We start from the raw sequence: 23,737 nt of genomic DNA on the forward strand, positions 1-23,737 counted from the left end.
AATGAAGAATACTATAAAAATATTAGCAGCGGCAGTAGTGATGATTAGTGTTGTTTCTTGTCAAAAAGATTCAAAACCTAATTATCAATATATGCCTAATATGTATGAACCAGTAAGTTACGAGGCTTATGGGGAGTATGGTGTTTTTCCTGGAGGACAGGAGGCTATGTTACCAGCAGAAGGTTCTATCCCAAGAGGATGGATGCCTTATGAAATTGAAAACTCAAATGTAGGATACCAGTTTGCAAAAGATTCTCTTAAAAATGCCGTTCGGTATACCAAAGAAAACGAAGAAGCTGGTAAAGAGTTATATAATATCTATTGTGCAATATGCCATGGTGAAAAAGGAGATGGAAAAGGAACATTGGTGAAAAGAGAAAAAATTCTTGGAGTGCCAAGTTATGATGATGTAGGTAGAGCAATCACAGAAGGAAGTATCTATCATGTGATGTACTATGGAATTAACTCTATGGGGTCTTATGCTTCTCAAACAAGTGAGCATGAACGCTGGCAGATTGTTCAATATGTACAGAAATTAAAGGCAGACTTAGAGGGGAAAACCCCTAGAATAGATACAGATGTTGTTGTTGCAGAGACAAAGCTGGAAGAAGAACATCATGAGTCAACAGAAGATCATAGTAACGCACACTAGTGCACTAGTATAAAGTTAAGAATAACGATATTAAGATATGTATACGCTATCAAATAGATTAAGATTATTTTCTATCATTCTAATGGTTGTAGGTGGGATTGGACTTGTTTCTGGTTTTCTTACTACCCCAGGAACTGTTGAAGAAGTAAAAGAAATGATGGCAGCGCACGATGCTCACGGTGGTGGTCATGGTGAATCGCATGCAGAAGAAAGTGGTCATGGTAATCAAAATCATGGTGAGGCAGCAGCAGATGCACATGGAGGTGATGAACATTATAAGCATGTTTTACACCAGTTACAAAATAAACCCTGGGCTTCTCTTTATGTAGCTGCATTTTTCTTTTTTATGATTGCGCTGGGAGTATTAGCATTTTATGCTATACAATTTGCAGCACAGGCAGGTTGGTCTCCAGTGCTGTTTAGGGTTATGGAAGCTATTACAGCATACTTGGTACCTGGTGGAATCATCTTATTTGTAATATTGGCATTATCAGGATTTCATGTAAATCACTTGTTTGTATGGGCAGATCCTAAAGTTGTAGAACATGATGCGCTTATTCAAGGTAAATCAGGTTGGTTAAATGGTACTGGTTTTATTATAAGAGCAGCAATCTTTTTAGGAGGTTGGTTATTATATCGTCATTTTGCAGTAAAATATTCTAGACTGCAAGACGAAGATGCAACAGGAAACAAATGGTACAAAAAGAGTTTTAAGATATCAGCAGGGTTTTTGGTATTCTTTATCTATACAGAATCTATGATGTCTTGGGATTGGATTATGAGTTTTGATCCACACTGGTTTAGTACATTATTTGGATGGTACGTGTTCGCTAGTTTATTTGTATCCGGAATTACAACTATAGCATTAATTACAATTTACCTAAAGTCTAAAGGATATATGGAATTTGTAAATAATAGTCATATTCATGATTTAGCTAAATTTATGTTTGGAATAAGTATATTCTGGACATACCTTTGGTTCTCTCAATTTATGTTGATCTGGTATTCTAATATTCCTGAAGAAGTTACATATTTCATTACTCGTATAGAAGATTATAAATTACCATTCTTTGGGATGCTAGCAATGAATTTCATCTTCCCGCTTTTAGTGTTGATGAATAGTGACTTTAAAAGAGTAAACTGGTTTGTAGTGATGGCAGGAATTGTAATTCTTTGTGGTCATTATATTGATGTTTATAATATGGTTATGCCAGCTACAGTTGGAGAATCATGGTTTATCGGTGTTAGTGAGATTAGTGCGGTGTTATTATTCTTAGGATTGTTCTTGTTTGTAGTATTTAGAGCGTTAACTAAGGCTCCATTACTGGCAAAAGGAAATCCGTATATAGAGGAGAGTAAACACTTTCATTATTAATAAATAGAATTGTAAAAAAGAAGATAGATAAAAATGACTGTATTCTTAACCATAGTAGTTATAGCGCTTTTTGGAATCACATTGTGGCAAATGTCAAAGATTTTGAAATTGTCTCAATTGAAAGACGCTGATAATTCTCAAGTAGCGAATGATAAGGATAATAATTTACATGGTAAGCTTATGCTTGCGTTTGTAATATTTCTTTACTTATTAACCATATATTGTTTTGTACAGTATCATACTTTTTTCCTTCCAGAATCGGCTTCTGAGCATGGAGTGGACTATGATCAACTAATGTTGATTTCGATGGTACTGATTTTCATTGTACAATTCATTACGCAAGGGCTATTACATTTCTTTGCATACAAATACCGTGGAAAGAAAGAAAATAAAGCCTTGTTTTTTGCCGATAATGATAAGTTAGAATTTATTTGGACAATTATTCCTGTGATTGTATTAGCAGGGTTAATCATTTACGGATTATTTACCTGGACAGATATAATGAATATTGATGAGGAAGATGGTGATCCATTAATAGTAGAGTTATATGCATATCAATTTGATTGGCGTGCAAGATATTCTGGAGAAGATAACGAATTGGGTAAAGCTAATGTTCGTTTTATAGAAGGGATTAATACATTGGGAGTAGATGTTTCTGATTCCTATGGTAAGGATGATAAAATAACCAATGAATTACATCTTCCGGTGAATAGAAAGGTTATCTTCAAAATGAGATCTCAAGACGTATTACACTCAGCATATATGCCTTTCTTTAGAGCGCAAATGAACGTAGTACCTGGTATGATTACAGAATTTTCATATACACCTACTCTTACTTCTGAAGAAATGAGAAATAGTGAGTTTATGGTAGAAAAAGTAGCTACTATTAATAAGATCAGAAAAGAAAAGAGTAAGAAATTAGTTGCTGCAGGTGATGAAGCATTAGAAACATATGCATTTGATTATTATTTATTATGTAATAAAATATGTGGAACTTCTCACTATAATATGCAAATGAAGATTATTGTAGAGTCCGAAGAGGACTATGAAGCTTGGTTAAAAACACAACCAACTTTTGGAGAGCAATTATCAGCTCAAGCAAGTAACTAGAAGAAAAGAAGAATTAATATATTATATTAAAAAAGAATAGCGATATGTCAGCAATAGCACACGCAGATGATCATGCCCACGACGATCACGGACATCATAAAGAGACATTTATTACCAAATATATTTTTAGTCAAGATCATAAAATGATCTCTAAGCAGTATTTAATTACTGGTTTGATAATGGGTATTATTGGTATTGCAATGTCTATTTTGTTTAGAATGCAATTAGCATGGCCAGATCATAAATTTACAATTTTTGAGGTGCTGTTAGGTGATAAGTTTGGTGCAGATGGTGTAATGGATCCAGGAATCTATTTGGCATTAGTAACCATTCATGGTACAATAATGGTATTCTTTGTATTAACAGCAGGACTTAGTGGTACATTTAGTAACTTACTTATTCCTTTGCAGATTGGAGCACGTGATATGGCTTCAGGGTTTTTAAATATGATATCGTATTGGTTGTTCTTCTTAAGTAGTGTAATCATGGTATTGTCTTTATTTGCTGAGGCAGGACCAGCATCAGCTGGTTGGACAATTTATCCTCCTTTAAGTGCATTGCCACAGGCAATTGGTGGTTCGGGAATGGGTATGACCCTTTGGTTAGTTTCTATGGCAATATTTATTGCTTCCTCATTGCTTGGTTCTTTGAATTATGTAGTGACTGTAATTAACTTAAGAACGAAAGGAATGTCAATGACTCGTTTACCATTAACGATTTGGGCATTTTTTGTTACAGCAATTATTGGTATTGTTTCTTTCCCTGTATTATTATCTGCAGCATTACTTTTGATTATGGATAGAAGTTTTGGAACTTCGTTTTTCTTAAGTGATATCTATATCCAGGGAGAAGTGTTACATAACCAAGGTGGTTCACCGGTTCTTTTTGAACACTTATTTTGGTTCTTGGGACATCCAGAAGTATATATTGTATTATTGCCTGCATTAGGGATCACCTCAGAAATAATTGCTACAAATGCACGTAAGCCTATATTTGGTTATAGAGCAATGGTTGCTTCTATTCTGGCAATTGCATTTTTGTCAACCATAGTTTGGGGTCACCATATGTTTATTTCAGGAATGAATCCTTTCTTAGGTTCAGTATTTACATTTACTACGTTATTGATTGCTATACCTTCTGCGGTAAAAGCATTTAATTATATCACGACCTTATGGAAAGGTAATCTACAGCTTAATCCTGCAATGTTATTTTCTATTGGATTGGTATCTACATTTATAACAGGGGGTCTAACGGGTATTATTCTTGGAGATAGTACGTTAGATATCAATGTACATGATACGTATTTTGTGGTAGCGCATTTCCACTTGGTAATGGGTATTTCTGCACTTTATGGATTATTTGCAGGGGTATATCACTGGTTCCCTAAGATGTATGGTAAGATGATGAATAAAAACCTTGGGTACGTTCATTTTTGGGTAACTGCGATAGGAGCGTATGGGGTATTCTTTCCGATGCACTTTATAGGTATGGCAGGATTACCACGTCGCTATTATACAAATTCGAATTTCCCATATTTTGATGATTTAGCAGATACTAATGTATTAATTACTGTTTTTGCAATTATTACTGCTGCAGCTCAATTAGTATTCTTATATAACTTTATTGTTTCGATATTTTATGGTAAGAAAGCTGTACAAAATCCTTGGAGATCAAATACGTTAGAATGGACTACTCCAGTAGAACATATGCACGGTAACTGGCCAGGAGAAATACCTTCTGTTCATAGATGGGCATATGACTATAGTAAAACTAGAGAGGATGGCGAATATGTGATCGCAGGTCAGGATTTCGTATCTCAGATTGTTCCACTTCAAGAAGGAGAGGAAGAAATGCATCACTAATAATGATGTTTAAAAAATATAATGAAGCCCTTTCAAAATTTTGAAAGGGTTTTTTTTATCTTATTGTAATAGAAGCGTTCATTTTGGAAGATTCATATACAGCATCTTGTATCTGTAATGTTTTAAGATAATTCTGTCCATTAGTTTCAAAGGGCTTTCCTGATATAAACTTGTCAATACAATCTCTTTGAAAAATATAACAACAATCTCCAGCAAATCCAACATCATTATGAACATAGAAATGTTCTTTTTCTATATCACCTAGTTTTTGTACTGTTATTTTTCCATTCGAGTATAGACGAAGAGAACCTTTTGACCCGTCAATCAGATATTCTCCGAATGTGTATCTGGATTTTATAAAGTTATTCTCGTTATATCGATTTGCATCCCAAACGGCATGGGCATCATTTTCAAAATTTAAAATCATAATAGCAGCATCCTCTCCTTTAATCACAGGATTTAGTTTTTTGAGGATTGCGTATACACTTTTAACTTCACCAGCATGATATCTGAAAGTGTCTATGTAATGAACTCCTGTCTCATAAATAAGTAACTTTTCATAATCTCTAAAATAAGGTTGCCTTGCCAGGTAAGCATCTTTTCCCCAACCATCACCCATACGGGACCTAAAATTCAAATTAAATAAATCTCCAAGTTCACCTTGATCTATGATTTTTTTGATTTCTCTATGCCAGGGTTGGAAACGAAAATTTTCATGTACTACAAAACGAACTCCTTTTTTCTTTACGTGATCTACGATTTTTTTGGATTCCTCATAGGATGGTGCTAAAGGTTTTTGACATATGATATGCACACCTTGATCGGCAGCAAATAAACACATTTCATAATGTGTCTCTGGAGGAGTAATGATATCTACAAAATCTGGTTTTTCTCTTAGAATCATTTCTTTGTAATCGGTGTAATGTTTTTTAATGCCATAACTATTCATGATGATTGTGGCTCTATCTACATCAGAATTACAAAGGGCAGTAATTTCTACTTCAGGTATTCGTGTCCAGGCTTCATATTGAAACTTACTAAAATAACCTGCTCCAATGACTACGCCTTTTAACTTTTTAATCATCTATTAATTTTTTATTTGGGTTCATAAACAACCAGAGTATAATTGCTATACCCGCAAGTATTGCTGCGAGGTAAAAGAAAGGTTCGTCTGATCCTGTCCATTTTTGCATATAAGGAAAAGCAAGTGCCGTGGTAAAGGCCCCTAAATTTCCTGCCATATTCATCATTCCGGATACTTTACCTGAGTTTTCTTGGCCTATATCCATGCAAAAAGACCAGGATGGACTAAGTGTCATGTCCGCTCCAAAAATGGCAATAGACAGGCATAGAACGGCTCCTAGAGCAGTATTCATGTATAAGCTGGAAATGATTCCGATAATGACAAAACTAAAACCTATAATTGCTGGGATTCTTCTGGAAAGCTTCCATTTTCCTTCTCTATAAATAATATCTACCATATAACCAGAAACCCAATTGCCAACGGCTCCAGCTAATAAAGGAAGCATTGCATAGAATCCTGTATCTATCAAATTAAGTTGATATTTTTGCTTTATATATGGAAATAACCATGTTAGCATAAAAAAGAAAATAAAATTACTGCCTATGTATTGACCCATAGCCAATAGCACATTGCTCGAACTTAAAATTGTTCCAATTCCTATTCCTTTAGTTTTTTTGGTATCAGTCTTTTGTTGTCGATTTTGAATAATGAATTGTTTCTCCTCGTCAGATAATGCAGGATGATCTTCAGGCTTGTTTCTAAATACAAAGTAGAATATGACAGCAAATATAATCCCAATGAGTCCAAAGAAATAAAAGATATATCTCCATCCCCAGGCTTCAATTAAATAGGCAACCAAGGGTAAAGCAAATGCAGCACCCAAGCGTGATCCTGAAAAATTAATTCCTTGAAATATTCCTCTTTCTTTAAGAGGTACCCAAGAGAATGCTGCTCTTGAAATATTAGGGAAAGCTCCTGCTTCCCCTGCACCAAATATGAATCTAAAGAATAAGAGAGAGAGATAATTCCAGGCAGCTCCGGTTAGAGAAGTGAATAATGACCAAAGTATCATGATACTCGCCATTACTTTTCGAACGCCATATGTATCTCCTAACGCACCTCCGGGAACTTGAAATAATGCATAACCCAGAGCAAAAGCTCCTAAAACCCAACCCATTTCTGTATCAGAAAGACTTAAATCGTTACCAATAGCGTCTTTTGCTGTAGATATGCATACTCTATCAACATACAACAGTAATGTTATTAAAAAAGAACCGGCAAAAAAACCATATCTTTTGAAAGATGTACCCATATCAAGATAGTTTTTGTGTTATAGTATATAATAATGTGTCATCTCCTACATTCCCAGGAAAAACAATATAAGGTAGTTTAGGAAACATGGTTGTTGCACCCATTTCCCATACAGGAACTCCGGGAGCTATTTGCCCCATAACTTTTGATCGTCGCATTCTTAATCCTTTTATTGCTAGATCGTGAGAGGTAATACCTCCTTTTGCTAAGATATATTTTGGGGAAACACTAATTCCTTTGATGATCTTTACTAAAGCCTCAGAAACTTTAGAACCTATATTTAAATTATCGTCAATATCAGATCCGGTAATTAATTTTCTGCTGGTATAGAGAACTACATCTTTACCAGAATTTAGTTTTTCCTCTATTTGTTTACTGATAACATTAAGATATGATAAAGCACTATCATTAAGTATTTTCTCGACATTAACCTCTATGGTATTATTGTTATCAAAGTACTTTAAAAGGTAATTAAGCTGAGCTGAGGATTTAGGAACATATGATCCTACTATAATTAAACCACCGCTTTTAACATTTTTAGGAATAAGATCCTCTGTGGTTAGTAGTTTTTTAGGTGTAATTCCAATGTAAGAAGGAATAAACGAACTAGAAGTACGATACAATATTTTTTTGCCAGACTTTTCTGCTAATAATAGAGCATGTGTTATTTTGTCGAGATCATGATAGTTAATTGCATTTACAATGCAGTAACTGCCGGGAGTGAGAGCTTGTACTTGCTTAGATAATAATTGCACACTATGTGTTCTTATATTCTTAATAGAAAATGAAAATACTTTAGAAGCATTTACTTGCCCTTCAGTTTTTTCCTCTATCCATTCACTAAGGTTGGCTTTAGTATATCCAAAAGAGTGATCTTGAGCAAATGGAGTTTTATCTACAGGAATTAAAGTTTCTTTATCGGAAATATAATGGATATCATTCACGGTAACTCTTCCTCCTTCAAACATCACAGGGATAAAAACTAGAATTACTTTGTCTAGATTACTTGCTTGTTTTATGGTATTCGTTTCTACGGGAAAATGTCCTCTCAAAGTAGAATCGCTGCGACTAATTATAGTATATTCTCGATTTGTCATTGTCGAAGCGACAAGGATATTTTTTGAAATTTCCTGATATATGATTGAGACCTTGGCTTGTGGTAAACTCCTGGAATTCGTTAGTAAAAAGAATACGGGAGTTTGTTTTTTAAATTCTTGTATCAAGGTGTCTTGATCCCATTGCGCTAATAATGGGATGTCATATACGGTTTGATTTCCAGTGGGATCATCATCAATAATAATACAAGTATGGTTCTGCTTTTTAAAAAGTTCGTGATTAAGCTTTCTGTATTCGGTTTGATCTACAGGAGGTAATGATTTTAATATGTCAGATAATAGTAAAGTCACTCGTATTTTTCTATAGCAATTACTCTGGCAGGAGCACCATCTCCACCAATTATTTTTATCGGTAATGCGATTAACTCTACACAGTTAGATTGTAGCTTGTTAATATTCGTAAGCCCTTCTATAATAACAACTCCTTTTAATAGGATTTGGTGGATTTTGGTAACTTCTTCCAGATTATTTACATCAGCTACAGAAGGAGGTTCAACACCAATCATTTTTATTTTTTTTTCTAAACACCATATAGCAAACCGCTCACTTATTCTAGGTAATTCATTTCGATAAGCAGAGGTGTTGATTTGTAGTGACCAATTTGTCCATAGAATTAGACTGTCTCCTTCAATGATTTTTTTTTGAATATCCGCGGGGATATGTGTTGGATTGATTAACCCTCTGGAACCAATATGACGTAGATCAATGACCCAAGCTCTACCTACAAAATCAGAAACCGGAATTTGATCAATAGTTTGATTACTTACATTAAAATGAATTGGGGCATCCATATGAGTACCGCAATGAGAATAGAAAGTTAGAGTACTGGCATTCCAACCATCTTTTTGGATAGTTTTGCTAGCTTTTTTTGAGAAACCATCTATCTGATTTGTATAGGTAAGCGTAAGATCAACGATGTTTTTCATACAAAACCTATTAAAGATTTTTGATTACCGCATCTGCTACATCAGAAGTACTGGCATTACCTCCTAAATCAACAGTGAGTATACCTTGTTGAGTGGATGTGTCAATAGCCTGCATAATATTATTGGCAGCTTTTGTTTCTCCTAAGTGCTCTAATAATAAAGCTCCAGACCATATTTGACCATATGGATTTGCAATATTTTTACCAGCAATGTCAGGTGCAGATCCATGAATAGGTTCAAACATAGATGGGAACTCTTTTTCGGGATTAATATTTCCACTACCTCCAAGTCCGAGACTACCCATAACGGCTCCGCCAAGATCACTAAGAATATCTCCAAAAAGATTGGTAGTCAATACCACATCAAAAATTTCTGGTTTTAAAACAAAGTTAGCAGTAGAATTATCGATATACATTTGATCATGCTCTATATCAGGATATTGCTGTGCAACTTCTTTAATAACTCTATCCCAATAGGTTAGGCTATTAATCAATGTATTAGATTTTGTGATATGAGTTACTTTTTTTCTTCGGGTACGAGCAAGTTTAAAGGCATAATGAGCAATCCTTTCGATCCCTTTTCTTGTAAAAATACTAGTATCCACTCCCATTCCGTTTTCAGAATCGGGGAGATACTGATCTCCGACCTGTACAAATTCCCCTTCTGTATTTTCTCTAATGATAACAAAATCAATATGTTTTTCACTTCTAAGAGGACGTTGTACACCAGGGTAAGTGCGTACTGGTCTGTAGTTAACGTATTGATCAAAATGTGTACGTACTTTGAACGTATAATCTTTGGCAGGAAGTGTATCATCAACCTCGGGTAAACCTACAGATCCAAAATAAATAGCATCAAATTGTTTGAGAGTATCTAAGCCATCTTTTGGTAAAAACTCTCCATTTTTGATATAGTATCCTGCTCCCCAGTCAAAATGTGTTGTCGAAATAGTAAAACCATGTTTTTGGGCTACTGCCTCAAGAACTTTTATTCCTTCTGGGACAATTTCATTTCCTATACCATCTCCTGGTACAACTGCAATATTATAATTATTCACTTTTATGGTTTTTATATTGGTCAATTAATAATTCTCTCGATTTTCTAATGTGCTCCCTGGCATATCGTTCTGCATCATCAGGATTTCCTTGTTCGATAGCGGTGATAATTTTAAAATGCTCTTCTAAGGTTTCTTCCGGCGGACGTACTAATCCATGCCCAATTACCTTGTCATGAATATTGCTGAAAAAGTAAATTTTATCGAGAGGAGCATTTTCTGTGAGTTTAATGAGAAGCTTATGGAAATTTTCATCTGCTTTAGTATAGGTTTGAAAATCAATATTTTCATCTTCTAAAAAAGGCGTAAAACACTTTTTTAAAGCATCAGTGTTATTATCGTTCTTATACGTTGCTAATAACCGAGCAGCCATACCCTCGATAGCTTCCCTACATATATATACATCTATGATTTCTTTTAGGTCTCTGGTTTTTACAAACATTCCCCTTCTGGGAATACTCTCAATCAAATACTCGTTTTCCAGGGTGAGTAAGGCTTTCATCAGAGGAGTTCTGCTAACTCCTAAAGTTTCAGCAATTTTTTCCTGAATTATTTTTTCACCGGGCTTTAGATCCCCATCAAGAATCATTTCTTTTAACCGTATATAAATCGGTCTGCTAAGGTCTGCGTGTTCTATCACAATTATTTTGTATTTTGTATTTTGTATACAAAATGCAATTTACAATTTAATTTTGGATTTAGATGATCGGAAACGGATGGACTTTTTCTATTATCTTTGTGGAGATTTAAAAAAATCATTTCACATTTATTATTATTTTTCTTTTTTTGAATATATCTTATGAATGAAAACCTCGATCCAACAAATGAACATTTTTCTGGCGAAGACCTTGATATAGAGAGAGCGTTAAGACCACTGGCATTTGAAGATTTTGCAGGACAGGATCAGGTATTAGAAAATCTTAAGATTTTTGTACAGGCAGCTAACCTTAGAGATGAAGCTTTGGACCATACCTTATTTCATGGCCCTCCAGGTCTGGGAAAAACTACATTAGCACATATTTTGGCTAATGAGTTAAGTGTTGGTATCAAAGTGACATCAGGTCCAGTACTCGATAAGCCGGGAGACTTAGCAGGATTGTTGACTAATCTTGATGATAGAGATGTATTATTTATAGATGAAATTCATAGATTAAGTCCTATAGTAGAAGAGTATTTATATTCTGCTATGGAAGATTATAAGATTGATATCATGATCGAAAGCGGTCCAAATGCGAGGACTGTGCAGATTAATCTCAATCCATTTACATTAGTTGGAGCAACGACAAGATCAGGATTACTAACCGCTCCCATGAGAGCGCGTTTCGGGATTCAATCTCGATTACAATATTATACTACAGAATTACTATCAACTATAGTAGAAAGAAGTGCTCATATTCTTAATGTGCCTATTTCTATGGAAGCTGCTATAGAGATTGCCGGAAGAAGTCGAGGTACACCTAGAATTGCAAATGCCTTATTACGTAGAGTTCGTGATTTTGCCCAAATCAAAGGAAACGGAAAAATTGATATCGAAATTTCTAAATTCGCTTTAAAAGCACTTAATGTGGATGCACATGGATTGGATGAGATGGATAATAAAATCTTGACAACTTTGATCGATAAGTTCAAAGGGGGACCGGTAGGTATAACTACTCTTGCTACTGCTGTTAGTGAAAGTGCAGAAACTATAGAAGAAGTATATGAACCTTTTTTAATACAGCAAGGGTTTATTATGCGTACTCCGCGCGGTAGAGAAGTTACAGAGGCAGCGTATAAACATCTTGGACGCATAAAAGGCGGAATTCAAGGTGGATTATTTTAATAGTATTAACTTTTCCAAACAAATTATTTTGTAATGGGTAACGATATCCCCAAAGTTTCTTTTTTTAATGTACTTAACAATGCCAATCGTATTCTCAAGAATCCGCTTCCTTTTCATCATGAGAATTTTGAAAAACACGGAGATGTTTTTGAAGTAAAATTAGGATTCGGGAAATCTGTAATTTTTACACGAGATGCAGGTTTTGCTAAACATATGTTGCAGAAACAACATAGAAAATATAGTAAGTCATCACTGCAAACCAAAGATCTTGCTAAATATATAGGAGAAGGCCTATTGACAGCTGAAGGTGAAAAATGGCTGAAACAAAGAAGACTTATTCAACCTGCTTTTCATAAGAAAAAATTAGAAACTCTAATAGATACAATTACCGAAGTAATTAGAGAAGAACTTTTAAAAATAAAACCTAACAAAGAATTAGATGTTTTTCCCTTAATGAGTGATTTAGCATTTAAGGTAGTTGCAAAATCATTATTTAGTTATACCGATGAAGGTGAAACCATATCTCGATTGCAACACATAACAGAAGCTGCACAACAATTTCTCATCAAAGAAATAAGACAACCCTATAAACGGTGGTGGTTTTATCTTACAGGAAAGGTCAAAGATACCCTTACATTAACAAGAGAATCCAGAGATATTCTCAATACTATTATTGAAGAAAGAAGAGCGTCTAAGGTAGAATACAATGACCTGTTGGATATGTTGTTAGTATCTCGATACGAAGATGGAACCGCAATGGGTAATGAACAATTAATTGATGAAATTCTGATATTGTTTACTGCAGGTCATGAAACTACTTCTAATGCTTTAACATTTACCTTGCTGTTGCTTGCAAAACATCCTGAGATTCAAGAAAAAATATACAAAGAGGTTTCTGGAGATGAAGAAAATAAATCACCAATAGAACAGATTGCAAAGTATCAATATACAAAACAATGTATCGAAGAAGCAATGCGATTATATCCTCCTGCATATTTTTCTGATAGAGTTGCCATAGAAGACGATTCATATAATCATCTTTTTCTTAAAAAAGGAACTACCGTGCTTATTTCTTTTTTTGAAATACATAGGCATATGAATTTTTGGGAAAACCCAGAAAGTTTTAATCCAGAGCGATTTAGTCCAGAAGTTGATAAAAAAGAGTATTCTGATCAATATTTCCCTTTTGGCTTAGGGCCACGGATGTGTATTGGTAATAATTTTGCGATGTACGAAATGATTCTGGCAATAAGTAGTATGATCAGGAAATATAAAATTCAAACCAGTCTTGATCGTATTGAAGTAAAACCTTTGATTACATTAAAACCAATGGAGGCCCCCTTAACTTTTACTTCCAGATAAGTATTTTTAAGGGACTTTATGTTATTTGTTTTAGAATCTCTGTGTGGTATTTTAGGAAATATACCAATGTGATAATGACAAGTATTAAAGCTAACACGAACCACCATTTTATTTTCTTTTTTCTTTTTTCATGAATAGGACCTTTAGATTCTATGTCAGAAAGTAATAATCGAAAATTTTGTGAATCATGATCTTCAGTTATTCTTTTAAGGTTTCCCTGAAATTCAATTTCATTCTCTATACCTGCATTCAGATTTTTAAGTTGTTGTGTGCAAAGTGATTTTTTGTTTTTTACTACAGTGATATTTTCATACCCTGGTCTGTCGGCAATCTCCTCTATAGCTAGACCTCTATAATAAAATAATATTAATATTTCCTGACAGCGCTCTCCAAGTGTGCCAAAAAACTGATGTAAAACTTTTTGTTCCTTAGATAATGTAATGGGTGCATTTAATTCTACTTCCACAAATTTGCTATCCGTAGAAGAAAATTGTAAATCAGGAGAAGTGCTGTCTTGTTGGTAGTTAGATAACATGGTCTTGCCAATTCCAAATAAATAAGGCTTAATAGAGCCTTTGATTTGATTCAGTTTTCCTTGTATACAATGTTTTCTTAGTACAACAAATGCTTCCTTATAAATATCAATTACGATATCAGCTTCGGTTTTATGTTTCTTACCAAAATTTAAGAAAGCTTTCTTATAAGAAAAATACAACCGACTAATTTCTTTTGGACTGCTGTTAGTTAAAATATGGATAAGCGATGGGTTCATTAGGGGGAGTTTGTATTCCTCTAAGGTATAAAAAACATTTTTTCTTTTTTGGTAGAAAGAAAAAAGTAATAGATTTTAGAAAATAATAGCAGTATCAATTTTAATCTATATTGAGCAATCGTTGTACTTTAGCAAAACACAGTAATAATATTTTATCGAATTGAATTCTAAAGCCAAACATACCCAATTGATAAAAGCAGAGGCAAAACGCCTTGGTTTTTTATCTTGTGGAGTTTCTAAAGCAGAATTTCTTGAACAAGAGGCTCCAAGGTTAGAGCAATGGCTTAATAATAATATGCATGGCCAAATGCAGTATATGGAGAATCATTTTGATAAACGACTGAACCCGACTCTACTTGTTGATGATGCTAAGAGTGTCATATCCTTACTCCTTAATTATTTTCCTTCTGAAGTACAGCAAGACTCAGAAGCTCCCAAAATTTCAAAATATGCCTATGGTACCGATTATCATTTTGTAATAAAAGACAAATTAAAACAGTTGCTATCTTTTATTCAGGAAGAAATAGGAGATGTCTATGGGCGTGCTTTTGTAGATTCTGCTCCGGTTTTGGATAAAGCCTGGGCGGCAAAAAGTGGTTTGGGATGGATTGGTAAAAATAGTAACCTACTTACGCAACAAGTTGGTTCTTTTTATTTTATTGCAGAATTAATCGTCGATCTCGAATTAGAATATGATACCCCGGTTACCGATCATTGCGGAACGTGTACAGCCTGTATAGATGCATGTCCTACTCAAGCTATAGTAGAGCCATATGTAGTAGATGGAAGTAAATGCATTTCTTATTTTACTATAGAATTAAAAGAAGAGATACCTAATGGTTATAAGGGACAATTTGATGATTGGATGTTTGGCTGTGATGTATGTCAGGATGTATGTCCTTGGAATCGTTTCTCTAAACCTCATAATGAACCTTTGTTTTATCCAAAACCAGAGTTGTTAGAAATGACCAAAAAAGATTGGCAAGAAATTACTCAGGAAGTATTTTCAAAAGTTTTTCAGAAATCTGCAGTAAAAAGAACCAAGTTCTCTGGGTTACAAAGAAACATTCGATTTTTAGAGGATTAACAGAGTTTTTATTACAAATTTCATAATACAAACGTTTGCATTTTGAATTGAGGCTATTTTGAATATCAAAATCGTATCCAATTTTGAATTATCTTGTATATTCATCAGATAATTTAACAAAAAGTAAACAATTTTAGTTTTTAAGGTACCCCCTAGATCTTATTCTTTGAAAACGAATATTCTTTGATTTAGCATAAAACACTTCACACATGAACGAATTATCTTATATCGACATTGCGGTAATCGTAGTATACTTAGTCGGTATTATTATTTACGGGATTTCCAAATCCAAGAGAGGGAGTTCTGAGGATTATTTCCTTGGAGGTAGAACGATGACATGGCCTATTGTAGGGATTGCTTTGTTCTCAGCAAATATTTCGAGTTCTACATTAGTTGGACTCGCTTCAGACGCATATCAAACCAATATAAATGTGTATAATTATGAGTGGTATGCAGTAGTGGTTCTGATATTTTTTGCCATATTCTTTTTACCTTTTTATCTAAGATCAGGGGTATATACTATGCCAGAGTTTTTAGAAAGGAGATATGATAGTAGATCCAGATATTATTTTTCTTTTATAACAGTAGTGGGTAATATTTTAGTAGATACTGCTGCCGGATTATATGTAGGTAAAATTGTTTTAACCTTATTGTTTCCATCAATGGATTCGACATTGATCCTTATTATTCTTGCTGTGGCTGCGGCTGCATATACGATTCCCGGAGGGTTAAACTCTGTAATCCAGACAGAGGTTATCCAGGCAATATTGTTAATTTTGGGTTCATGTCTGTTAACGTATTTTGCTTTTGACCAATTAGGAGGAGGATGGTCTGGTATGATGGCCAAACTCGACACTATGTTATCAGCAGGGGATGTTAATTTTGGAGATCGAGCAGCAGAAGGAAAATTTATACCAAAGAATTCTAGTGAAGTATTTAGTTTAGTAAGACCTGCTAATGATGAGTTTATGCCTTGGTGGGGATTACTCACTGGTGTTCCTTTATTAGGGTTTTATTTCTGGGCAAATAATCAATTTATGGTGCAACGTGTATTGGGGGCCAAAGATCTAAATCATGGCCGATGGGGAGCCCTTTTTGCAGGGTTACTTAAATTACCTGTAATTTTTATTATGGTAGTTCCGGGTGTTTTAGCACTGCTTTTATTTAGTACATTAGATATAACAGGACTTAATTATGAATTGACCAATGGTGAAATTTGTAATAATCTTGCAGATTGTCCTAATCTAACTTATCCTGTATTACTATTTCAGTTGTTACCCGTCGGAGTTTTAGGATTGGTAGTTGCAGGCTTAATGGCAGCGATGATGTCATCTGTTTCGGCAACATTTAATTCGGCTTCTACATTAGTGACTATGGATTTTGTAAAACAAATGAGACCTGATTTAACAAGTAAGCAATTAGTAAGGGTTGGTCAGGTTACAACGATAATTCTTGTGGTTTTAGCAATTTCCTGGGTTCCGTTTATAGAAAGTGTCAGTGATTCTCTATGGACATATTTACAATTAGTAATTGCGTATACTTGTCCACCAGCAGTGTCTACATTTATTCTTGGTTTGTTTTGGAAACGTGCAAATGGAACAGGGTCTATTGTGAGTTTACTAACAGGTTTTTCCCTTGCCATATTTATGATTTTGTCACAGTCTTTTGATTGGGTACCAGAAATCAATGAATTGCATTTTCTGGCAAAGGCGACTTGGTTATTTGTAATTTGTATATTGATCCATGTAATTGTGAGTTTATTCACTAAACCGCAATCAGAACAACAAATAAAAGAATACACATACAAGAAAGCTATGTTTGCAGAAGAATCAAAAGAACTTGCCGGAATATCATGGTATAAAAATTATAGGATATTATCAGTTATTCTTTTGATCTTAACAGCAATTGTCGTAGGTTTTTTTTGGTAAGAAAATAAGATGATGAATACTATTAAATTCAGATATATACTTGGGCTATTTGTGATAGTAATTTTGGTGGCTTGTCAACAAGAACAGAAACCCGAATATCTAAATCATGCTTTTCTATTAGAAAAATTAATCAAACAAGAAGACACTGATGGAGATAAGAAAATTACTATAGAAGATAAAGGGCCTAAAAGATTTGAATTTGTTAACCAAAAAGGAGTGTCTTTTGTAATAGAAGGGACATACGAATTGTCAAACCTTCTTCAAGAACTAGCAATCACCGGGGATGATGAATCCATTGATATCGATAAGATTACTGAGAAGCCTACAGATCGTATTTCAAGATTAATCAAAACTCGATTTTGGAATAACCTAACTCGATCTATTGATAAACAAGGATTAGCAAAGGTTTTAGAAGATACAAAATCTACTACCGATACACTGCGACTATACATCCCACATCGAGATACTGCAGCTGCAAAATATTTTAATACCCTTACAACAGAGTTTTCAAAACTGGAGGTTGTTATCCTTCCAGAAGAAATCACGCCTGAATATGTGAACAAAATAAATCAAAAACCAGGAATCCTTAACCTTGCTCATGATGCAATTGATAAAGAATATAAAGGAAAACCTTTTGTAGTGCCAGGAGGAAGGTTTAATGAAATGTATGGATGGGATAGTTATTTTGAATCTATAGGATTGTTAATTGATGGCAGGGCAGATTTGGCTATGGCTATGGCAGATAATTTTGCCTACCAGATTAAACACTATGGGAAAATTCTTAATGCCAACAGAAGTTATTACTTAACTCGTACACAGCCTCCTTTTTTTAGTTCTTTGGTTAAAGAGGTCTATCTTAATAACCCTAAAGTTTCAAAAGAATGGATAGCCGAAAACCTAAAAATGGTCATTCAGGAATATGAAACAGTCTGGATGAAAAAAGGGATTAGGTTAACCAATACAGGACTTAATCGTTTTTATGGAGAAGGTATAGGAATGCCTCCAGAAACAGAAGAAGGTCATTTTGATTTTGAACTAAAAAAGTATGCAGAAAAACATCAATTATCTCTAGAAGAATTTAAAGAAAAATATAGAAATCGAGATTTAATCGATACAGAATTAGATTCCTATTTTACTCATGACCGTTCGATGAGAGAAAGCGGTCATGATACATCTAATCGATTGGATGGAGTATGCGCCAATTTAAATACCGTTGGCTTAAATAGCCTATTGTATAAATATGAAACTGACATTGCATATCTTATAAAGAACGTGTTTGATAATGCTTTTGAGGTCAATGGAACGAAATATGAATCAGCGATTTGGTTACTAAAAGCAGAAGAACGAAAAAAAATGATGAATGTATTGATGTGGAATGAAGAAAAAGGTTCTTTTTATGATTATGATTTTATAATCCAAAAGCAAGTACCTGTGGTGTCTGCAACCAATTTTTATCCATTATGGGCAGGAATCTGTAGTAAAAAGCAAGCATCTGTTTTGTTGGAAGGATTATTCGAAAATTTGGTTCAAAAAGGAGGGATTTCGGGGACTACAGATATCACAGACAAAAATGACCCTAATGCCCCACAAAGGCAATGGGACTATCCAAATGGGTGGGCTCCACATCAAATGCTACTTTGGAAAGGATTGATGACTTATGGATATGATAATGAAGCACAAGAACTAATATATCGTTGGTTATGGACGATTACCAAAAATGCAGTAAATTATAATGGTACGATACCCGAAAAATATGATGTAGTGGATGCTACACATAAGGTATATGCAGAATATGGTAATGTAGGAACAGAATTCGATTATATCACTCCCAGTGGTTTTGGGTGGATGAACGCCTCTTATCAACTAGGATTAAGTCTTTTACCAATAGATCTTAAAAATAAACTAGATCAACTCATAGATCCAGACGAAATTTTTACAAAAACAAATATGTGATTACATGATTGGTAATAGATACGTTAGAAATAATAGTCCTTTTTTCTATTTGTTATTTTTTAAAGTCTAAATTCACAACGAGCTAAGTTTATATTACTTAAATGAACTAAGAAGTTCATGAACCTGGTTGGTGTCTTCGACATAATATCGAGCAACAGTTTTCTTTAAACCAACTTTAACCGTATATGCCAAATCAGGTAATTCTTTAAACATATATTCATCGGTCCAATCGTCGCCTATAGCAAATATAAAATCATAGTTTTGTCCGACTAACATTTTTGCAGCAGATTTTCCCTTGTCAACGCCACTTACCTTAATTTCTAATACCTTATCTCCTTCTAGAATTTCAAGATTGTGATTTGCTATTAAATGTTGGATAGTCATTTTGAGTTCCATAGCTCTTTTTTTACCAAGATCTGGATCTACACTTCTAAAATGCCAAGCCAGAGAATAGTTCTTTTCTTCTATCAAGGATCCAGGAGTGCGATCTGTAAAGGATTCTAATACTGGCGAAATGGACTCAAACCATTTGTTGGTTACTCTTTCAAGTAGTTCCCAATCTTTTTCTGTTTCTTTAAGCCAAACACCATGTTCTGTAATTAGTGTGTAGTCTTTATGGCCAAACCATCTGTTAAAGGTGTCCTTGTCTCTACCCGTTATGATAATTAATTTTGTATTAGGAGCTTTATGAATAGCATCTAGGATATCAAATATTTTTTGAGTTGGTTTGGCATTTTCAGGTAATTTTTCAAAAGGCGCTAATGTTCCATCATAATCGAGGAAAAATATTTTTTTGTTAGCGTTTAAAAAATCAGACAGTATAGCGTCTTTGATAGAGGGAGTTAATTTTTTTAATAATATTTTTTTTGCATTGGTTTTGGTATTTTCTAATGCTTCCATAAAGTCATTAGCCCATTTTTCGACATTGTATCTCTTTAGTCGTTTCTGTAAAGCAGTGTTTCTTTTAATTTGTTCTTCCTCAGGCATTTCGAGAGCAAACTTGAGGGTGTCTGCAATCTCTTCAAAATTATTTGGATTAATAATCAAAGCCTCACTCATTTCTTTAGAAGCTCCTGTCATTTCACTCAAAATCAACACCCCTTTTTTATCTACTCTAGAGGCTACGTATTCTTTGGCAACCAAATTCATACCATCTCTTATGGGTGTTAGTAAAGCAACTTCACTCGAAGTGTACAGGTCGATCAGGTTTTCAAAAGGCATTGAGCGATAGAAATACCAGATAGGTGTCCAACTAACTTCTGCAAACTTTCCGTTAATACGACCTACTAATTGGTCAATTTCATTTTTTAAGATTTGATATTGTGGTACGTCAGATCGAGATGGAACCGCAAGCATTACCAATCTTGCTTTACCTTTAAATTGAGGGTATTTTTCCAAAAAATACTCAAAAGCTCTCAACCTGTTTGCAATTCCTTTGGTATAGTCAAGCCTATCAATAGATAATATAAGTTTTGCGTTATAATGTTTATCTATTTCTTGTTGAATTTCAGTTTTTTCCTTTTTCTCTTTTTGGTCGTGGTCTAAAGCAGCATTGTAAAATTTTTCATAATCAATACCCATTGGAAAAGAATCAACTTTTACAATTCGATTATCAAGATGTACATTATTAAAATTAATTTCATGACCTAATATACGCTGAGTAGCACTTAAAAAATGACGTTCATAATCGTATGTGTGAAATCCAATAAGATCAGCCCCTAACATACCCTTGAGAAGTTCTTTTCTGTAAGGAATTGTTCTAAAAACTTCATATGATGGAAAAGGGATATGTAAAAAGAATCCTATAGAAACGTTAGGTTTCTTTTTTCGAATCATTTCTGGCAATAACAATAATTGATAATCATGAACCCAAATAGTATCTCCTTCATTAAGATTTTCTATGACAACATCTGCAAATTTTTGATTTACGTCATAATAGGCGTCCCAGGTATCTTTTTCAAACTCTGTGTATTCCATAAAATAATGGAATAATGGCCATAAGGTGTTATTGCTAAAACCAAAATAAAATTTATCAATATCATATTCAGTCAGAGGAACCCCTACACATTGATGTTTTTTTAAGGCATTAGCAACTAATTCTTCTAAGTTTTTATCTAGTTTTTCTTCTGGAAGACCGCTCCAGCCTATCCATATACTATCACTACCAGAATGTACCGATTTCATACCTGTTGCTAATCCGCCAACACTGGGAGTAGTTTCAATAGAATTATTATCGATTCTTAATTGAAGTGGTAGTCTATTTGAGATTATAATAGTTTTACTCATAAACAGTGTTTAAATTTGGTTTTTTGTTTTTGTTTTTTGCTAAATTTCGGAAAAAAGGATTTAAAAACAGCAATTAAAAAGAACTTTGAGCCTATGGATAATCTCGATTATGGAATTATTGGAAATTGTAGAAGCGCAGCCCTAATTTCAAAAACCGGATCTTTGGATTGGTGTTGCTTGCCTAACTTTGATTCTTCTTCGGTATTTGCAAAAATTTTAGATGAACAAAAAGGTGGTTCTTTCGAAATCCTGGTTTCTGATGATTACAAAGTATCACAAAAGTATATTCATAAAACCAATATCCTGGTCACAGAGTTCAACAATGGAACAGATATTTTTGAGAGTATAGATTTTATGCCCAGATATCAAAATGAAGATGGGAGTTATCATAATCCGGCAGATATTATAAGGTATATCAAATTAATTGCCGGAAAACCTACTTTCAGAGTAAAATATAATCCAAAGCTTGAATATGCAAAGGAAGAAACGTATTCAAAAAAAACAGAAAATTACATAAAAAGTATTACCAATAAGGATAAATATGACACCTTATATTTGTACTCAGATTTGGATTTGGAGGGCATACTGAGCGGAGAAAAAATTACATTAACCGATCATGCTTATTTTCTGATTAGTTACCATGAAAAAATTCTGGAACAAACTTTAGAGCGCTGTTATCTTAAATTACAACGAACCCGTGTGTATTGGTTAAATTGGAGCGAAAAAACAACCACGTATGCAAAATATAATGATGAAATATTAAGAAGTGCTCTTGTGCTCAAGTTATTGAGTTATGAAAAATCTGGAGCTGTATTAGCCGCTGCAACTACTTCATTGCCAGAAACCATAGGCGAAGTTCGTAATTGGGATTATCGCTTTTGTTGGATTCGAGATGCTTCTATGGTTATTAAAGTAATTTCAGATCTTGGACATAAAAATGTTGCACAACGTTTTCTGAGGTTTATCATTGATATCATACCGGATAAGGATGAGAAAATACAGATTATGTATGGAATTAATGGAGAAAAAGACCTTACAGAAAAAACATTAGATCATTTAAGTGGATATAAAAACTCTAGTCCGGTTCGTATCGGAAATGCTGCATTTCATCAAAAACAAAATGATATTTATGGAATTTTAATGAATGTGATTTATCAGCAATTTGTAAAGTTTGAATGTACCGTAGATGATAACGAGAGTTTATGGACAATTAGTAAAAGTATTGTACATATTGTAAATGTAAATTGGGAAAAACCAGATAAGGGTATTTGGGAATTTAGAACCGAAGAACGACATTTTACTTTTTCTAAATTGTTATGTTGGGTAGCTGTTGACAGAGCAATTAAAATTGGTGAACTTATTAATAAAAAAGGGAAGAACAAACGTTGGGAAGCACTTCGGGATCGTATTTATAATGATATTTATGAAAATGCCTGGAATGAAGAAGTACAAGCATATACGCAATCTTATGGGTCTAGTGATTTAGATGCTTCTACTTTATTAATGGAATCTTATGGATTTATAGATGCAAAAGATCCACGTTTTATAAGTACGGTAAAGGCAACAGAAAAAGAATTGTGTAATGATGGCTTATTATATAGATACAAAAATAAAGATGACTTTGGATTGCCATCCTCCTCTTTCACCATTTGTAGTTTTTGGTTTATCAATAGTCTGTTTAAAATAGGAGAAGAGGAAAAAGCAAAAAAACTTTTTGATCAATTACTTTCTTACAGTAATCATCTGGGGCTTTTTAGCGAGGATATTGATTTCAAAACCAAACGTTTATTAGGTAACTTTCCACAAGCATATTCTCACCTGGCATTAATAGAGACAGCTGTTAATTTTTCTGAAATGGGAGTTAATGAGAAGTGTTCGTGATAAAAAAAGTAAACTTAAAGAATACAAACTATTAGGAATATTCTGTTTATCTATAATTTGATTGATATTGTTATAGATTGTTTTTAAAAATAAATTAAACCAATGTGTGTATACTGACGAAATTTTTACGAAAACAGGTATATGGTTGCACAATTAGCAATAGATACGTTAAAAAAACAACTTCTTTTTTCTATTTGTTATTTTTTGAAAGATTAAG

18 protein-coding genes are annotated in these 23,737 nt (G+C 33.8%); 10 read left to right on the forward strand and 8 right to left on the reverse strand.

Annotated elements, in window-relative coordinates; all coding sequences use genetic code 11:
* Window position 1 precedes the first annotated feature (1 nt).
* From PQF96_RS15900 to PQF96_RS15915, 4 genes are read left to right on the forward strand one after another with little or no spacing between them, the layout of a single operon-like run.
* Complete coding sequence (locus PQF96_RS15900) at window positions 2-652, forward strand: c-type cytochrome (protein ID WP_271767334.1); 651 nt, start codon at window positions 2-4, stop codon at window positions 650-652.
* Between the two features lie 37 nt (window positions 653-689).
* Window positions 690-2,027 (forward strand): quinol:cytochrome C oxidoreductase, encoded by a 1,338-nt coding sequence (locus PQF96_RS15905; RefSeq protein WP_143917123.1) that lies wholly within the window; start codon window positions 690-692, stop codon window positions 2,025-2,027.
* 33 nt (window positions 2,028-2,060) lie between these two features.
* Complete coding sequence (locus PQF96_RS15910; RefSeq protein WP_109435618.1) at window positions 2,061-3,137, forward strand: cytochrome c oxidase subunit II; 1,077 nt, start codon at window positions 2,061-2,063, stop codon at window positions 3,135-3,137.
* Between the two features lie 44 nt (window positions 3,138-3,181).
* The gene (locus tag PQF96_RS15915) at window positions 3,182-4,999 is read left to right on the forward strand and encodes a cytochrome c oxidase subunit I (protein ID WP_109435617.1); all 1,818 of its coding nucleotides are present in this window, start codon (window positions 3,182-3,184) and stop codon (window positions 4,997-4,999) included.
* Window positions 5,000-5,054: 55 nt separating this feature from the next.
* Here PQF96_RS15915 and PQF96_RS15920 read toward each other — a convergent pair whose 3' ends face one another.
* From PQF96_RS15920 to PQF96_RS15945, 6 genes are read right to left on the reverse strand one after another with little or no spacing between them, the layout of a single operon-like run.
* A complete protein-coding gene (locus PQF96_RS15920) occupies window positions 5,055-6,083 on the reverse strand; it encodes a Gfo/Idh/MocA family protein (protein ID WP_271767338.1) in 1,029 nt (342 codons plus the stop codon).
* The gene (locus PQF96_RS15925; protein ID WP_271767340.1) at window positions 6,076-7,335 is read right to left on the reverse strand and encodes an MFS transporter; all 1,260 of its coding nucleotides are present in this window, start codon (window positions 7,333-7,335) and stop codon (window positions 6,076-6,078) included. The genes PQF96_RS15920 and PQF96_RS15925 overlap by 8 nt, the downstream gene beginning before the upstream one ends.
* 1 nt (window position 7,336) lies before the next feature.
* A complete protein-coding gene (locus tag PQF96_RS15930; protein WP_271767342.1) occupies window positions 7,337-8,740 on the reverse strand; it encodes a four-carbon acid sugar kinase family protein in 1,404 nt (467 codons plus the stop codon).
* Entirely contained in the window at window positions 8,737-9,375 is a 639-nt protein-coding gene (locus PQF96_RS15935) for a cyclase family protein (RefSeq protein ID WP_271767344.1), read from the reverse strand. The genes PQF96_RS15930 and PQF96_RS15935 overlap by 4 nt, the downstream gene beginning before the upstream one ends.
* A gap of 10 nt (window positions 9,376-9,385) precedes the next feature.
* Window positions 9,386-10,432, reverse strand: a complete 1,047-nt coding sequence (locus tag PQF96_RS15940; RefSeq protein WP_109435914.1) for a tartrate dehydrogenase — start codon at window positions 10,430-10,432, stop codon at window positions 9,386-9,388.
* Window positions 10,425-11,069 carry a GntR family transcriptional regulator gene (locus PQF96_RS15945; protein WP_160114104.1) on the reverse strand — a complete coding sequence of 215 codons (645 nt, stop codon included), beginning with the start codon at window positions 11,067-11,069 and terminating at the stop codon, window positions 10,425-10,427. Before PQF96_RS15945 ends, PQF96_RS15940 begins: the two co-directional genes overlap by 8 nt.
* Window positions 11,070-11,228: 159 nt before the next feature.
* Here PQF96_RS15945 and ruvB point away from each other — a divergent pair, with 159 nt between their 5' ends.
* Both ruvB and PQF96_RS15955 read left to right on the forward strand, forming a co-directional pair.
* Window positions 11,229-12,251: a Holliday junction branch migration DNA helicase RuvB gene (gene ruvB, locus PQF96_RS15950; protein ID WP_109435611.1), complete on the forward strand. Its 1,023-nt coding sequence runs from the start codon at window positions 11,229-11,231 to the stop codon at window positions 12,249-12,251.
* Between the two features lie 33 nt (window positions 12,252-12,284).
* A complete protein-coding gene (locus tag PQF96_RS15955; protein ID WP_271767347.1) occupies window positions 12,285-13,613 on the forward strand; it encodes a cytochrome P450 in 1,329 nt (442 codons plus the stop codon).
* Between the two features lie 16 nt (window positions 13,614-13,629).
* Here PQF96_RS15955 and PQF96_RS15960 read toward each other — a convergent pair whose 3' ends face one another.
* On the reverse strand, window positions 13,630-14,385 hold the full coding sequence (locus PQF96_RS15960; protein WP_271767349.1) for an RNA polymerase sigma factor: 756 nt from the start codon (window positions 14,383-14,385) through the stop codon (window positions 13,630-13,632).
* Between the two features lie 160 nt (window positions 14,386-14,545).
* Between PQF96_RS15960 and queG the strand changes: the two genes are divergently transcribed.
* From queG to PQF96_RS15975, 3 genes are all read left to right on the forward strand, one after another.
* Window positions 14,546-15,472, forward strand: coding sequence for a tRNA epoxyqueuosine(34) reductase QueG (gene queG / locus PQF96_RS15965; RefSeq protein WP_271767351.1), 927 nt, complete (start codon window positions 14,546-14,548; stop codon window positions 15,470-15,472).
* Between the two features lie 209 nt (window positions 15,473-15,681).
* On the forward strand, window positions 15,682-17,400 hold the full coding sequence (locus PQF96_RS15970; protein WP_271767353.1) for a sodium:solute symporter: 1,719 nt from the start codon (window positions 15,682-15,684) through the stop codon (window positions 17,398-17,400).
* 12 nt (window positions 17,401-17,412) lie between these two features.
* On the forward strand, window positions 17,413-19,353 hold the full coding sequence (locus PQF96_RS15975; RefSeq protein WP_109435606.1) for a trehalase family glycosidase: 1,941 nt from the start codon (window positions 17,413-17,415) through the stop codon (window positions 19,351-19,353).
* A 93-nt stretch (window positions 19,354-19,446) separates the two neighbouring features.
* On the opposite strand, the gene PQF96_RS15980 is transcribed toward PQF96_RS15975, so the two are convergent.
* Window positions 19,447-21,639, reverse strand: coding sequence for a bifunctional alpha,alpha-trehalose-phosphate synthase (UDP-forming)/trehalose-phosphatase (locus PQF96_RS15980; RefSeq protein WP_271767356.1), 2,193 nt, complete (start codon window positions 21,637-21,639; stop codon window positions 19,447-19,449).
* Between the two features lie 93 nt (window positions 21,640-21,732).
* Between PQF96_RS15980 and PQF96_RS15985 the strand changes: the two genes are divergently transcribed.
* Complete coding sequence (locus PQF96_RS15985; RefSeq protein ID WP_271767358.1) at window positions 21,733-23,520, forward strand: glycoside hydrolase family 15 protein; 1,788 nt, start codon at window positions 21,733-21,735, stop codon at window positions 23,518-23,520.
* Window positions 23,521-23,737: the final 217 nt, after the last annotated feature.

It is taken from the genome of Aquimarina algiphila, assembly GCF_947494415.1.
Lineage (GTDB): Bacteria > Bacteroidota > Bacteroidia > Flavobacteriales > Flavobacteriaceae > Aquimarina > Aquimarina algiphila.